A 14,883-nucleotide genomic window follows, 5' to 3' on the forward strand; every position below is an offset into this window, starting at 1 on the left:
CCTCCGGGTGCACCATGGGCGGGTGACGACGACGACACGCACCCTGTTCCGACGGAAGCCCATCGACACGATCGATGACGAGGCCGGGGGCGAGGGCGGCCTGAAACGGCACCTCGGCCTGTGGCAGCTCACGGCGATCGGCATCGGCGGCATCATCGGCGCCGGCATCTTCACCCTCGCCGGCACCGTCGCGAACGGCGTCGCCGGACCCGCGGTGCTGATCAGCTTCCTGGTCGCCGGGGTCGCGAGCGCCGCCGCCGCCCTGTCCTACGCCGAGTTCGCCGGGCTCATCCCGAAGGCCGGCAGTGCGTACACGTACGGCTACGCGGTGCTGGGCGAGATCGTCGGGTGGTTCATCGGCTGGGACCTGCTGCTCGAGTACACCGCGATCGTGGCGGTGGTCGCGATCGGCATCTCCGGCTACGTCGGGTTCCTGGTCGGTCAGTTCGGCATCGACCTGCCGGCCTGGATGCTCGGCGCACCCGGTACCGGTGACGGCCACGTGATCGACGTCTTCGCGATCGCGCTGTGCCTGCTGACCGCGTTCGTCCTCACGCGCGGCATCCGCAGCGCCGCCCGGTTCGAGTTCGTCGCCGTCGGCATCAAGGTGGCGCTCGTCGTGCTCATCGTCGTGCTCGGCGTGTTCCACATCAACAGCGCGAACTACTCCCCGTACTTCCCGTTCGGCTTCGGCGGCGTGATGACCGGTGCCGCGACCGTGTTCTTCGCCGTGTTCGGCTACGACGCCATGTCCACCGCGGCCGAGGAGTCCACCGACGCCCGCAAGCACATGCCGAAGGCGATCCTGCTGTCCCTCGGCATCTCGATGGTGCTGTACGTCCTGGCGACCCTCGTGCTCACCGGGATGCAGAAGTACACCGACATCGACCCGGCGTCGGGCTTCTCGTCGGCGTTCGCGTCCGTCGGGCTCGGCGGTGTCGCCAACGTCATCGCGATCGGTGCCATCGTCGGCATCGTCACGGTGCTCGTGACGTTCATGCTCGGTGCCTCGCGCGTCTGGTTCTCGATGAGCCGTGACGGCCTGATGCCGAAGTGGTTCGCGAAGACCGACCCGAAGCGGCACGTGCCGACCCGGGTGACGTGGATCCTCGGCATCGCATCGGCGATCCTGGCCGGGGTGCTGCCGATCGGTGTCGTCGCCGAGCTCACGAACATCGGCATCCTGCTCGCGTTCGTCGTGGTGTGCTCGGCCGTGGTGGTGCTGCGTTACCGGCAGCCCGACCTGGACCGCCAGTTCCGGCTGCCGTTCATGCCGGTCATCCCGATCATCGGCGTCATCGCGTCGCTGTGGCTCGTCACGTTCCTGCAGTGGGAGACGTGGGTGCGGTTCGCGATCTGGTTCGCGATCGGGCTCGGCGTGTACTTCGGGTACTCGCGGAAGCACAGCAAGCTGGCCGAGCCGGCAAAGCGCTGAGCACAGCCGACGAAGCGCCGAGCACAGCCGACGCCCGCGCGCCCCTCAGCGCCGCAACGTCTCCCGCGGGTACTCCCCGAACCGGTTCGCGTACACCGAGGCGAACCGCCCCATGTGCGCGAAGCCCCACCGCCGGGCGACGTCCGCCACCGAGGTCGCCTGCGGGTCCAGGATCCGCAGTTCCTCGTGCACCCGTCCGAGCCGCACCTCGCGCAGGTACGTCATCGGCGAGCGCTCGAACGCCCGCTGGAACGACTCCTGGATCCCTCGGATGCTCAGCCCCGCGGCCTGCGCGATGTCGGCGACGGTGAGCGGCTCGTGGGCGTGCGCCTGGATGAACTCGACCGCGGCGCGGAGCCGTCCGTCACTGCGGGTGCCGTAGCCAGCGGGGAACCGCTCGGCCTGCAGCGGGTACATGCGGAACAGGGCCCGGGCGACGTCACGCTGCGCCTCGTGCCAGGCGAGGGACTCGTCGCCCTCCTCGCGCAGCGCACGGAGCGCGCCGGACACGGCGGTCCGCCACAGGCCGACGGCGGTCAGGTTCGGCGCGGCCGTGGTGTCGAACGCCATGGTGCCGTCGACCAGGTGGTCCTCGGCGGCGACGTCGAGCACCAGGTCACGGCGCAGGTGCACGAGCCGCTGGTCCCAGTCCTGGTACTCCATCTCGAACCGGCGCTCGACGGGGAACAGCGTCGGGACGCCGGGCTGCATGCGCACCTCGTCGCGGCCGACGTCGACTCGGGCCTCGCCGCGTTCGAGCCACTGGACGACGACCTCGCCCTCGGTGGCGACGTCACCGCGCAGGTACCCGTGCATCTGGGAACGGCGGACACTCAGTCGTTCGTCACCGACACCGACGTACTTGAACCAGTAGTCCTGGTCGAGGGCTCGGGAGTACCAGGCCTTGCCCGCGTACATGCCGGCGAGCGAGCTGATGGCTTCGTCGGTGTCCTGACCGGCCACGGCGACGAGCGAACGTGACTGGGCGGGGCGTGCAGCAGGATCGGAACCCGGAGCGGGCGCCTGCGACTCGGTCGTGTCGGTCATGGGAACACCTCTCTCTCCTGGAGCAGAGCGGTGTGGTCACCTCCGGGTGGTCCCCGGCCTGCCCTCTCACGCTAGGGAGCAGCGGGTGGACGTACAACCGGGTTGCGCTCTGCGGCCTAACGGCCGGTCCAGCGCACCCAGCCGTGCACCTGAGCCGCCGCGCTCTCGAAGGACGAGTGCCCGCCGGTCAACGAGTGGTCCGGGGAATCGACGGTGTACGTGTCGGTCCGGGTGATGTCGCACACGACCTCGGCGTCGATCCACCCGTTCCAGTGGTCGGCTGAGTCGCGTACCCACCGCAGTCGGTCCGGCATGCGTTTCCAATCAGTTCCGTGGACCGCAGTCGTCGCGCTCCGAGTTGGACGGTAGTCCTGTCAGATGTTCGTCGCACAGGGTGGCGGGCCGGATCGTCGGTGGCGACTGGCACGATGGTCCCGTGCCTGCTGCCCCGATGATCGACGCCGTCGACGTCATCCGCTTCGTGGGGCCGCAGACCTTCGGCAGCGCACGCGACGTCGTCCGCGCCGGCCTGGTCGACGACGCCACCTGGCACGACGACGACGGCACGGTCACCGCGGTCGTGTCCGGCACCGCCGACGACCCGTACGAACTCCGCGTCGACACCACCCCGGCACGCGGCGACTTCGTCCGCCCGGTCCGCAGCACCTGCAGCTGCCCGCTCGGCGGCGACTGCAAGCACGTCGCGGCCGCGCTCCTCACCATCAACGCCCGCGCCCTCGCCGCGAACGCCGGCCCACGCCCGGAAACGCCGGCTCCGCCGCCCTCGGACTGGAGGCACGACCTCGCCCGCCTCGCCAGTGACGACGAGCGGGCGCCCACCCCGCAGGGCACCCGGATGGGACTGCAGTTCGAGTTGCGTGACGCGGTCCCCGCCAAGCTCGCCTCGCGCGCCCGTGCCGCCGGCCGCGCCCTGCCGGCGCCGTCCCGCAGCGTGCGGCTCGGGGTCCGGCCGGTGACCCGCAGCGACGCCGGCAACTGGGTGCGCGGGCAGCTGACCTGGGGCACGCTCCCCTACTCGCAGAACCGGCTCGGCGTCGGTGCCGAGCAGCACGCCTGGTTCCTGCAGCTCGCCGCCCTGCACCGCGCCGGGCAGCTCGCGGGGCTGCCGGGTGAGAGCGACTGGCTGCACCTCGACGACTTCCGGAGTCCCCTGCTCTGGCCGCTCCTGCAGCAGGCCGCGGCGCTCGACATCGCGTTCGTCACCGGCAAGCGCGAGGGCGGTGCGGTCCTCGGCACGCAGGCGCAGGTGCTGCTCGACGTCGCCCGGCACGACGACGCCGTGGTGATCGGCGCGAGTGCGGTGCTCGACGGCCGGCCCGTGGTGCCCGGTGCCGCGCGGATGATCGGCGACCACGGCGTCTACGTGTTCCGCGAGAGCCCCGAGTTCACGGTCGCCGTCGCCCCGACCCCGGCGCCGGTGCCCGAGGACCAGCGGCGCATGCTCGTCGAGGGCACCCGGATCACCGTGCCGACCGCCGAGGTCGACGAGTTCCTGGCCGACTGGTCGCCCCGGTTGCGCGGTGCCCTCGGGCTGGTCAGCTCCGACGGCTCGGTGGAGCTGCCGGAGCGCACCCCGCCGGAGCTCGTGCTCACCGCGACCTTCGAGCCGGCCCGGGCCCCGCGCACCGACGACCGCGTGCACCTGCACTGGCGCTGGCACGTCGACGGCCGGAAGGACCCGGTGTCCCTGCACGGCCCGCTCCCCGACCTGTCCGGGCTCCGTGCCGCCGATGATCCGACGGGCACCGACGAAACTTCCGTCGCGGACCCGGCCGCGGCGGTGGAGCCGACCACGGCCACGACGACGGCCGACGACGCGACGCAGGCCGGGCCTCCCGTCCGCCCTGCCGGACCCGGTGGCGGGCTGGACTGGTTCCAGGACGGCACCATCGACGGGGCCGACGTCGCGGTGTTCGCGAACGAGTTCCTGCCCGAGCTGCCGTCGCTCGGCGTCCGCACGGTCGTGCAGGGCGAGCGACTCGACTACGAGCGGCTGAGCGGGCGGCCGCACATCCGTGTCACGACGATGCCGTCGGACAAGCACGACTGGTTCGACCTCGGCATCATCGTCAGCGTCAACGGCAAGCAGATCCCCTTCACGCCGCTGCTCACCGCGCTCGCGGGTCGGCAGCGACGGCTCAAGCTCGTCGACAACTCGTACCTGTCGCTGGCCGACCCCGCGTTCGACCGTCTCAAGGAGCTCATCGACGAGGCCCGCGACCTGGACGAGTGGGAGCCCGACCAGCCGATCGCCGTCACGCCGCTGCACGCCGGGCTGTGGACCGAGTTCGACCTGCTGGCCGACGAGACCTCGCACGACGAGCGGTGGCAGGCGATCACCTCGGGGCTGCTCGGGGCGACTCCCCCGGGTGACGTCCCCGTGCCGGACACCGTGCACGCCGACCTGCGGCCGTACCAGCACGCCGGGTACGCGTGGCTGTCGTTCCTGGTGACGCACGGCATCGGCGGGGTGCTCGCCGACGACATGGGGCTCGGCAAGACGCTGCAGGTGCTCGCGATGGTCGCCGCCCGTCGTGCCGCGGAGCCCGACGCACCCCCGTTCCTGGTCGTCGCACCGACCTCGGTCGTCGGGAACTGGGCCGCCGAGGCGGCCAAGTTCGTGCCGTCGCTGCGGGTCGCGACGGTGACCTCGACGTCGTTGAAGGACCCGGGGCTCGTCGCCCGGACCGCCGCTGCGTCGGACGTCGTCGTCACCTCGTACGCGCTGCTCCGGCTCGACGCCCGCGCCTGGACCGACCTGCCGTGGTCGGCGCTGGTGCTCGACGAGGCCCAGTTCGTGAAGAACCCGCAGTCCCAGACCCACCGTGTGGCCTCGGAGCTGCAGGCACCGGTGAAGTTCGCGATCACCGGCACCCCGCTCGAGAACGGCCTGACGGACCTGTGGGCGCTGTTCCACATCGTCGCGCCGGGGCTGCTGTCCACGTGGACCCGGTTCGGCGACGACTACGTGAAGCCCCTCGCCTCGCCCGAGCTCCGCGGCGAGGCCCGGCAGGAGCTCACCGGGCGGCTGCGCCGACGGATCCGGCCGCTCATGCTCCGCCGCACGAAGGAGGCCGTCGCGGCCGACCTGCCGCCGAAGCAGGAACAGGTCGTCCGGGTCACGCTCGACCCCGCGCACCGGGAGCTGTACGAGCGCACCCTGAACCGGGAGCGCCTGAAGGTCCTCGACCTGATCGACGACCTGTCGAAGAACCGGATGATCGTGTTCCGGTCGCTGACGCTGCTGCGGATGCTCGCGCTGTCGCCGGCACTGGTGTCGGCGGGGGCGTCCGGGTCAGCGTCATCGGACTCGGACGTCACGTCGGGCTCGACCCCGATCCCCTCCGCCAAGCTCGACCTGCTGCTCGACGAACTCGAACAGCTCGCGGCAGAGGGCCGTCGCGCCCTGGTGTTCAGCCAGTTCACCTCGTTCCTGCGGATGGTCTCGGACGCCCTCGACGCCCGGGGCATCGGCTACGAGTACCTCGACGGCTCCACCCGCAAGCGCCCGGAGGTCATCGAGCGCTTCCGGCAGGGCACCGCTCCGGCGTTCCTCATCTCGTTGAAGGCCGGCGGGTTCGGGCTCACCCTGACCGAGGCGGACACCGTGTTCGTCCTCGACCCGTGGTGGAACCCGGCCGCCGAGTCCCAGGCCGTCGACCGCACGCACCGCATCGGGCAGACCCGGTCGGTCAGCGTCCAGCGGTTCATCGCCGAGGACACCATCGAGGAGAAGGTCCTCGCCCTCGCCGCGCGCAAGGCCGAGCTGTTCGCCACGATGATCGACGACGACGCCCTGTTCGCCGACGACCTGACCGCCGACGACATCCGCTCGCTGCTGACCTGACCCGCCGCCCACGCCCCGTTCGACCCGCACCACGTTCCGCCCCGCACCACCTGGAGTCCCACCGCATGACGTCCCGCCGACGCCGCAGCCGCATCACCCTGACCTCCGTCCTCGTCGTCCTGGCCCTCGCCGTCGGCGGGTACGCGCTCGACGCCACGGGCGTCCTCGGACCGGACGCCGACGCGGCGGGCACGACCGCTGCGGGCGGCCCCACTGCCGGGGAGACGACCACCATCGGACCGCAGCAGGCGTCGTCGGGGGCGAGCCCCGCCTCCAGTCCGACCGTCAGTCGCGGAACCGACGCCGACGCGGTCCGCGCACGCACCCAGCTCGCCGACCTGCCCGTCAAGGGCAAGGCAGCCGGCACCGGCTACGACCGCACCGGTGACTTCGGCAGCGCTTGGCTCGACGTCGACCGCAACGGGTGCGACACCCGGAACGACGTCCTCGCCCGCGACCTCGCCGACATCACCCGCGAGGGCCGCTGCAAGGTCCTCACCGGCACCCTCGTCTCGCCGTACACGGGTGCGACGGTGGACTTCGTGCGCGGCAACACGACCTCGACGCTCGTGCAGATCGACCACGTCGTCGCGCTCGAGAACGCCTGGCGCACCGGGGCCCAGCGGCTCACCGAAACCGAACGGCAGGCGCTGGCGAACGACCCGGTCAACCTGTTCGCCGTCGACGGCCGGTCCAACTCGCAGAAGGGCTCCGGCGACGCGGCGACCTGGCTGCCCGCGAACAAGGCGTTCCGCTGCACCTACATCGAGCACCAGGTCACGGTGAAGGCGAAGTACCGCCTGTGGGTGGCTCCGGCGGAGCGGGATGCGATGGTGCGGGTGCTGGACGCCTGCTGACGTCGGGCGGGTCCGGCGCCGCTGGGTGTCGGCTCGGAGGCCCGGCGCACCTCCGCCCCGCGTGGCAGGCTGCGGGCATGGCTGAGCAACTCACGGTCCCACAGGCGTTCGCACTCCTGCAGGTCGAGCCCGACGGCCGCAAGTCCCTCGACGGGCAGACGCTGGACACCGGTCTCGCGGGTGCGGTCCTCGCCGACCTCGCACTCCGCGGTGCCATCTCGCTACAGGACGGCCTGGTCACCGTCGTCAACGGCGCCGCCACGGGCGACCCGGTGCTCGACGGCGTCGTCGGGTCGATCGCGGCATCCGGTGCACCGCGCAAGGCGAAGTGGTGGGTGAGCCGACTCGGCAAGCAGCGGCTGCGCGACGACGTGTTCGCCGGCCTCGTCGCCAGGGGCATCATCAGCGTCGAGCAGGGCAAGGTGCTCGGCCTCTTCCCCACCACGAAGCACCCGGAGCGGGACGGAGCCCCGGAGGCACTGCTGCGTTCCGGCATCGGGGACCTGCTGGCTGGCCGAGCAGGACCCACGCCGTTCTCCGCCGCGGTCATCGGCCTGCTCGACGCGACGAACACCCTGCGCAAGCAGTTCGGCGCCGTCGACAAGGACCTGGTGAAGGGGATCACCTCGGGTACCTGGGCGAGCCCGGCGGTGAAGGCCGTGCTCGAGGAGATCGAGGCCGCGACGATCGTCGTGATCATGGCTGCGACCATGGCAACGACGACGTCGATCGTGACGAGCTGAGGCCGGCAGCGTGATGGGGCGCCTGGACGCCTGCTGTCTCCACTCCTAAACGACAGGTGTAGCCTAGGTATCTCGATGCAGATGCATCGATCGGACTCGCTGCCCCACCGCGGACCCCGAGCCCTTCACCGTCGAAGACCTCAGGAGGCCTCCCACCATGCCCGAAACCACCACCGGCACCACCCGCTTCGCCGACCGCGTCGTCCTCATCACCGGCGGGGGCTCGGGCCTCGGCCGCGCGACCGCCGTCCGCCTGGCAGCCGAGGGCGCTGCGCTCTCCCTGGTCGACGTCTCCGAGCAGGGACTCGAGGCGACGAAGACCGCCGTGCTCGAGGCCACCCCGGACGCGCAGGTCCTGACGACCGTCGCCGACGTGTCCGACGAAGCCCAGGTCGACGCCTACGTCACCGCCACGACCGAGCGCTTCGGCCGCATCGACGGCTTCTTCAACAACGCCGGCATCGAGGGCAAGCAGAACCCCACCGAGTCCTTCACCGCCGCCGAGTTCGACCGCGTCGTGTCGATCAACCTGCGCGGCGTGTTCCTCGGGCTCGAGAAGGTGCTCAAGGTCATGCGCGAGCAGGGTTCCGGCATGGTCGTGAACACCGCGAGCGTCGGCGGCATCCGCGGCATCGGCAACCAGTCCGGGTACGCGGCCGCCAAGCACGGCGTCGTCGGCCTCACCCGCAACTCGGCCGTCGAGTACGGCCGCTACGGCATCCGCATCAACGCCATCGCCCCCGGTGCCATCTGGACGCCCATGGTCGAGAACTCGATGAAGCAGCTCGATGCGGAGAACCCCCGCAAGGCCGCCGAGGAGTTCATCCAGGTCAACCCGACGAAGCGCTACGGCGAGGCCCCCGAGATCGCCGCCGTCGTCGCCTTCCTGCTGTCTGACGACGCGTCCTACGTCAACGCGACGGTCGTCCCGATCGACGGCGGGCAGTCGGCCGCGTACTGAGACCGTCACCTCCGCCGCCCGGCGCACGTCCGCGTGCGCCGGGCTTCGGCCTGGAGGCGCGGCTCGGCCCCGCCGTGTCCGCCGACCGTGACAGCATGGCTGGTGTGAGTACCGATCAGACCAACGGATCAGCCTTCGGTCGAGGCGTCGACAAGGCACCGCCGACCGCGGCGGCCGAACTCCGCCGCCGGATGGCCGCCTCGCCCGCGAGCTTCCTGCGCAGCGCGGCGTGGGTCCCCTGGAAGCCGGCGGGCACTCCGGAGGCCGGCAGCGTCGCCCACGTCATGATCCGGGACAAGCCGTTCGTGCCCGTCTTCACCGACCCGGCCGAACTCGCCGTCGGTCTGCCCGACGCCGAGGGGCATCCGGTGCCGATGTCCGAGCTCGTGTCCGCGCTCCCCGAGGAGTTCGGCATCGTGGTCGACCCCACGAGTGCGGCCGAAGCGAACTTCCTGCACGCCGATGTCCTCGCCCAGATGCGGGTGCAGATGCAGAGCGGCATCCCGACCAGCGACGACTGACCGCTCCGTCGGAAGTTCGGACCCTTCGTCGTCAGGCAGCCGCCATCGCCGCGGCTGCGACGGCCCACCAGTACCCGAGCAGAATACCCGCCGGAACGGCCAGGACTGCGAGGACCCGAGCCCGGCGCATGAGGCTGCGGCGGGAGCGAGCGTCGGCGATCTCACGTTCGAGTCGCTCGAAGCGCTGGACGTGGCGGAGTGTGTCGTTGATGACCACGGCATCGACGTGCCAGGTGCCCCGTTCCTCCGCCAGCATCGACAGGAAGCGCACGGCTTCGTCGGAGTGCGCACGTGGGAGGCCGCGGATCCAGCTCCCCACACGCTCGGGCTCGAGGATCACGGCTGCCGGCCGCTTCTTGCCGAACCGGAGTTCGGCGGCCGCGACCACCAGGATCGGCTGCACGAGGATCGGACCGCCTGCTGCAGTCGACAGTAGTGCGGTGGCACGCTCTCCCTCGGCCAGCGCGCGGTGCACGTGCGGCGTCCGCTGGCCGTTCACCATCAGTGTGCGTCCGCCCGCCCAGACCGCGTGACCGGAGTGGTTCTTCGTGTTGATCGAGAAGACGCCGGTCGGACCGACCACGATGTGATCGATGTCCGTGCTGCCCTTCCCGATCGGGACGGCGTGCAGGACCGTGAAGTCCGGGCCGAGTTCCTCGAGCTGCGCCGCGACCTGCCGCTCGCCGATCGCCCCCTTGAACCAAGAACGGGCTTCCGGCCGGAGCGGGTCGTGCCCCCAGAACCGCTGCCAGGTCGTCAGTGCGCGGCCGTCGGCCTGGATCGCGAGACACTGCTGCATCACGGCGTACCCGGGCTTGCGGGCGCGGAGTGTCAGCGGCGCCGTTCCCTTCGGGCTCGGACGGTCCGCGGTGATCGTGTGCTCCCCCAGGCCTCCACCGTTCCAGGACGACGTCTGGTCCGGCCAGCCCTCGTTCTGGCGTCACGGCGCGGCGGGCGGACCCATGGTTTCGCGCCGTTGACGGTTCTGGTTCACGATCCCCGGGGTTCGTGAACCAGAACCGTCATGCATCCGGAGTTGTCGAGCCTCCCGTGCAGCGGACTCGCCCGCCGGGTCAGCGGGGGTGGACGAGCTCGATGAAGCGGGACAACAGGGACAGGCCCGCGATCGACGGGGGCAGGCCCGTGGTCAGCGCTGGCGAGTGCACGAGGTAGGCCGCCCACTTCGCCCGCGAGATCGCCACGTTCAACCGGTTCGGCATGAGCAGGAAGTCGAGGCCGCGTGGGATGTCCGCTGCGCTCGATGCCGCCAGAGACACGATGGACACGACGGCCTCGCGGCCCTGGAACAGGTCGACGGTGCCGACCTGGGTGCCGGTGAAGCCAGCGCGGTCGAGCTCCTGCCGGATCAGTGCCCCCTGCGCGTTGTACGGCGCCACCACGATGACGTCCTCGTCGGTCAGGTCGCGGGTGTCGGAACCGTCGGTCCAGGTGCGGCCGACGACGTCACCGACGAGCGCGACGACCCGGGCTGCCTCCTCAGCAGAGGACGTCGTGTTGCCCGCGTGGACGACCGGCACGGGGTGCACACCCGCGTCGATGCCGTCGAGGTGCCGGCCGGAGACCATCGAGGCGAGTTTTCCGTCGTAGGACAGAGCGGACACGGACTCGGTCAGTGCGGGCTCCATGCGGCGGGTGCGGGCCAGGAAGTACCCGAACTCCGGCGGCAGGACGTGTTGTCCGTCGGCGAGCCAGCCCAGTGCGGACTCGTCGACGGGCTCCGGGTGCGAGCCCTGTGACACCTGGGGCAGCTGCTGGGGGTCGCCGAGCAGCAGGAGCCGGGTCGCGGCGACCGACGACGCGATGGTCGGTGCGAGGGAGAACTGTCCGGCCTCGTCGACCACGAGCAGGTCGAGCGAACGGCGCTCGATCGTCGACTCGTTCGCGAACGTCCATGCCGTGCCACCGACGACACCGCCGGTACCCGAGGCCTCGGACGAGGACAGGAACGCGGCGACCGCGGCACCGTTCTTCACCGGGGTCCAGGCCGCGGCGTCGAGCTCGTCCTCGGTCGCGCCGGACTTCGGCACCTTCACGACCCGGTCCGCCGGGACGCCGGCGTTCACGACCGAGGTCAGGAAGTTCTCCGACGTCGCGTGGGACTGCCCGACGACCCCGACGCGCCAGCCGTACTCGCGGACGAGCCGGGCGACGACGTTCGATCCGACGTAGGTCTTTCCCGTGCCGGGAGGGCCCTGGATCGCCAGGTAGGACCGGTCGAGGCCGAGCAGGGTCGACACGACGGCCGACACCGTGTCGTCGCCCTGCACCGGGACGATCGGGCCACGCGGGGGCACCCGACGCAGCAGGTCGAGCGCAGGGTCGGGCAGCATCGCCGGCAGCTCGTCGAGCACGGCCTGACCCCACCACGCGATCGCCTCGGGCTGAGGCTTCGCGCGGGGCGGTGCCGACGGGGCGAGGGCCACCGGGAACTCGTGGTGCGGTTCGCCACCGACGGGCAGTCCCTCTTTCACGAGGACCTCGACGGCATCGCCGTTGTCCCACACGTCCATGATCACGGCGCGCGACGACGCGCCCTTCGACCCGGGGCCCGGTGAGGCGACCGATGGCGGAAGCGGGTCGTCGTAGACCAGGTGGGGCGTGCCTCCAGGCCGGAGCCGCGAGCCGGGCGCGAGCGTCCCCGACAACCGGAGTTCCCGCGACTGCGAGCGGGCACGCGGCAGCGTGTCCCAGTCGCGCTCGACGGACGCCCGCTCCACGACCAGGACGTCACGCGTGTCGGCCCAGTCGTCGACCGGGTTCCGCAGGCGGTCGAAGTGGTCCTGCCAGAAGGTCTTGGCCTCGCGGCGGTGGTAGTCGATCGCGGCTGCGGCGAGCGCCAATGCGGTCTGGTCAGGGGTGCGGTCGAGGGCGTCGACGTCCTCGAGCTGCGCGGCGAGCGCGACGTACACCGGGTTCGGCTCGCGCTCGACCGGGATCGGTGGGACCTCGAGCTCGAGCGCGGGGTCGGCCGCGTCGGGGTCGTCGGTGCGCAGCGAGCGGAGCCAGTCGCGCAGGCGCAGGGTCGAGCGGCAGTCGTAGGCGTTGTAGTCGGCGACCTGGTCGAGCATCCGCTGCCCCTCGGCCGCGTCGCCGTTCCGGAGCTCCTCGATCGCGTCGACGTAGGCGGTGATGCTGTCCGCGGCGTTCGTGACGTCGCTCTCGCGCAGGTCCGAGCCCATGTACAGCGGTTCGAGCTTCTTGATCGAGTAGCTGTGGCTGCCGACGACCAGGGCCTTCCGGACGATCGGGTACAGATCGACCAGGACCCCGGCGCGCAGCAGGTCGTCGACGGCCTCTTCACCCACCCCGTGCCGGGCGGCGAGCGACAGCAGGTGCGTCCGCTCGTAGGCCGCGTAGTGGTAGATGTGCATGCCCGGGTACTGCTGCCGCCGGGCCTCGATGAACGCGAGGAACTGCTCCAGCGCAACTCGCTCGTCGCGGATGGTGTGCGCCCAGAACGCGGTGAACTCGGCGCGGTCGTCGACCAGGCCGAACAGGTAGTCGAGGCCCCAGTGCACGCCGTCCTCGGTGTGCAGCGGGTCGCCTTCGAAGTCGAAGAACACGTCGCCCGGGTCGGGTGCCGGGATCGCGTCGAGCGCACGGGCGTCGAGGACCTCGAAGCGCGGCTTGACGGGCTGGTCCGGCCCGTCGGCGCCCTTCCGTCGGGCGTCTTCCGACTCGATCTGGAGGCTCGCCTGCCGTACCAGCCGATCCTGCGTCGCGCGGGACAAGCCCGGTACTGCCCGGGTGCGGATCGCCAGGTCGTCGATCGTCCGCACCTCGTGCTTGATCAGCTTCGCCCGCTGGTCCAGGCGCATGCCGGCGACGAGGACGAGGTCGCGGTGCTCGGCGACCTGTGTGGAGCAGACGGCGCATCGGCCACAGGAGGAGTAGCGCGGGTCGCCCCACCGCAGCGGTTCGTCTGCCGCGATGCGCTCGGCGATGACCCGCTGGAGTTCGGCGCGCTGCGTGCGGTACACCGGCGCGATGTCGGCGAGGTCGTGCGTGGTCGTCGTCCGGTCGCCGAGCACCAGGTGCACCTGCTCACCGGCGGGAATCCCGTGCGCCTGCATCTGCTCGGCATAGGCGGCGAGCTGGAGCAGGGCGCTGATCTTGGCGTGGCGGGCGAGCTTGGTGTCGTAGACCTCGTACTCGCCGTGGTCGTTGCGGATGATGAAGTCCGCGAAGCCGATGAAGCCGGGGGCGTCGGCGGTCGGTGCTGCGTGGAAGGTCGGCTGGTACAGGACGTCGGCACCGTCGGCGAAGGCCTGTCGCGCTTCGGCTGCGGCGCGTGCGTAGTCCGGCGGTGCGGGACGGTCGAACTCGACGACGGCGCGGGTCTGCTTGAGGATGTCGAGGTAGTCGAGCTCGTGCTGGTCTCCCAGCCGAGCCGTGCGCTCGAGCATGTCGTCGTGCACGTCGGGCAGGGCGTCCCCACGACCGAGCTTGGCGTCGAGGCGGCGGAGGAACGCCCACTCGCAGGCCGACCACGTGCTCAGGTCACTCGGGCTGAGCAGCACGTGCACGTCGACGCCGATCTGCATGCGCTCCCCCTTGCTCTCCGGTGCCCTGAAAGCCTATGGGTGGGCGCCGACACCGACCCCGTCGGGTCGCCGGGCGGTCAGCCGATCGGCACGAACCGAGGCCCGTCGTACCCGTCGCGCGTGACGTGCGCTGTGAAGTCGGCGAGCGAGCGGACCCAGTGCCCGCGTTCGCCGTACAGCGCCTGGTACACGACCACCGGCTCTTCGGTCTCGACGTCACGGGCTACGAGCAGCACCTCGTAGTCGTTGCCCTTGAAGTGCCGGTACCGCCCAGGTGTCACGTCGAAGCTCACACTCTCGATCGTAGGCAGGCGAGCCGTCCGCTGCCGACGCGAGAAACGTATGCCTGTTCAAGGCGGAGGTGTCCCCACACTGGCGGGGCGCTCGCCTGCCGACGGAACGATGCGACGGCTGCGCCGGGCCGCCTGACCGCCCGGCCCCGTCACGAACGGACACGTGCTTCCGTGCGGACAGCACCACGACGTACGGTCGCATCATGACCGTCATCGTGGCCGTCGCCGTGCTGGCGGGGGTTCTTGCCCTCGCCACCGTCCTCGGGCTGCTCCTCCGCTCCAGGACCGGCCGCGCGAAGCCCAGCACGACCTCAGCCGATGGCACCGCCAGCACCGTCGCCGACCTCGCCCCCGCCGAGGCGTTCGGCACCCGTGCCACCCTCGTCCAGTTCTCCACCCCGACCTGTGCCCGCTGCCCCGCGACCGCCCGGCACCTGGACTCCGTCGCAGCCCGACACGACGGTGTCTCCCGACTGGAGATCGACCTCGCCGAGCACCCCGGACTGGCGAGCCGCTTCAACGTCCTGCAGACCCCCACGGTCCTGCTCGTCGATGGTTCCGGGACCGTCCGCACCCGCTTCGGAGGCCCACCC

At 71.2% G+C, this 14,883-nt stretch carries 12 protein-coding genes; 7 read left to right on the forward strand and 5 right to left on the reverse strand.

The features are described 5' to 3' along the window. Positions 1-22: 22 nt before the first annotated feature. Positions 23-1,435, forward strand: coding sequence for an amino acid permease (locus DEJ02_RS16370; RefSeq protein WP_110865115.1), 1,413 nt, complete (start codon positions 23-25; stop codon positions 1,433-1,435). Positions 1,436-1,480: 45 nt separating this feature from the next. Here DEJ02_RS16370 and DEJ02_RS16375 read toward each other — a convergent pair whose 3' ends face one another. Together DEJ02_RS16375 and DEJ02_RS16380 are read right to left on the reverse strand one after the other, a co-directional pair. Beyond that, entirely contained in the window at positions 1,481-2,482 is a 1,002-nt protein-coding gene (locus DEJ02_RS16375; protein ID WP_111033813.1) for an AraC family transcriptional regulator, read from the reverse strand. Positions 2,483-2,598: 116 nt separating this feature from the next. Further along, entirely contained in the window at positions 2,599-2,796 is a 198-nt protein-coding gene (locus DEJ02_RS16380) for a hypothetical protein (protein ID WP_027465181.1), read from the reverse strand. A gap of 122 nt (positions 2,797-2,918) precedes the next feature. On the opposite strand from DEJ02_RS16380, the gene DEJ02_RS16385 reads away from it, so the two are divergent. The 5 genes from DEJ02_RS16385 (at position 2,919) to DEJ02_RS16405 (ending at position 9,432) form a co-directional block, all read left to right on the forward strand. Continuing rightward, entirely contained in the window at positions 2,919-6,350 is a 3,432-nt protein-coding gene (locus DEJ02_RS16385; RefSeq protein WP_146249316.1) for a DEAD/DEAH box helicase, read from the forward strand. A gap of 65 nt (positions 6,351-6,415) precedes the next feature. Then, positions 6,416-7,207 carry an HNH endonuclease family protein gene (locus tag DEJ02_RS16390; protein WP_258378765.1) on the forward strand — a complete coding sequence of 264 codons (792 nt, stop codon included), beginning with the start codon at positions 6,416-6,418 and terminating at the stop codon, positions 7,205-7,207. A gap of 77 nt (positions 7,208-7,284) precedes the next feature. Beyond that, positions 7,285-7,950: a GPP34 family phosphoprotein gene (locus DEJ02_RS16395; RefSeq protein WP_111033815.1), complete on the forward strand. Its 666-nt coding sequence runs from the start codon at positions 7,285-7,287 to the stop codon at positions 7,948-7,950. Positions 7,951-8,107: 157 nt separating this feature from the next. Continuing rightward, a complete protein-coding gene (locus DEJ02_RS16400) occupies positions 8,108-8,911 on the forward strand; it encodes an SDR family oxidoreductase (protein ID WP_111033816.1) in 804 nt (267 codons plus the stop codon). Positions 8,912-9,006: 95 nt separating this feature from the next. After that, the gene (locus tag DEJ02_RS16405; protein ID WP_146249317.1) at positions 9,007-9,432 is read left to right on the forward strand and encodes an SseB family protein; all 426 of its coding nucleotides are present in this window, start codon (positions 9,007-9,009) and stop codon (positions 9,430-9,432) included. A gap of 31 nt (positions 9,433-9,463) precedes the next feature. Here the strand turns inward: DEJ02_RS16405 and DEJ02_RS16410 are convergent, their stop codons facing one another. The 3 genes from DEJ02_RS16410 to DEJ02_RS16420 all read right to left on the reverse strand — a co-directional run bounded on the left by DEJ02_RS16410 (position 9,464) and on the right by DEJ02_RS16420 (position 14,290). Continuing rightward, positions 9,464-10,231, reverse strand: a complete 768-nt coding sequence (locus tag DEJ02_RS16410; protein WP_111033818.1) for a nuclease-related domain-containing protein — start codon at positions 10,229-10,231, stop codon at positions 9,464-9,466. A 274-nt stretch (positions 10,232-10,505) separates the two neighbouring features. Continuing rightward, positions 10,506-13,997 (reverse strand): TM0106 family RecB-like putative nuclease, encoded by a 3,492-nt coding sequence (locus tag DEJ02_RS16415; protein ID WP_111033819.1) that lies wholly within the window; start codon positions 13,995-13,997, stop codon positions 10,506-10,508. 77 nt (positions 13,998-14,074) lie between these two features. Next, a complete protein-coding gene (locus DEJ02_RS16420; protein ID WP_258378766.1) occupies positions 14,075-14,290 on the reverse strand; it encodes a DUF1653 domain-containing protein in 216 nt (71 codons plus the stop codon). Positions 14,291-14,493: 203 nt separating this feature from the next. Between DEJ02_RS16420 and DEJ02_RS16425 the strand changes: the two genes are divergently transcribed. Beyond that, a partial coding sequence (locus DEJ02_RS16425; RefSeq protein ID WP_111033820.1) for a co-chaperone YbbN occupies positions 14,494-14,883 on the forward strand: 390 nt, incomplete at its 3' end.

This window comes from Curtobacterium sp. MCLR17_042, from assembly GCF_003234695.1.
Taxonomy (GTDB): Bacteria; Actinomycetota; Actinomycetes; order Actinomycetales; family Microbacteriaceae; genus Curtobacterium; species Curtobacterium flaccumfaciens.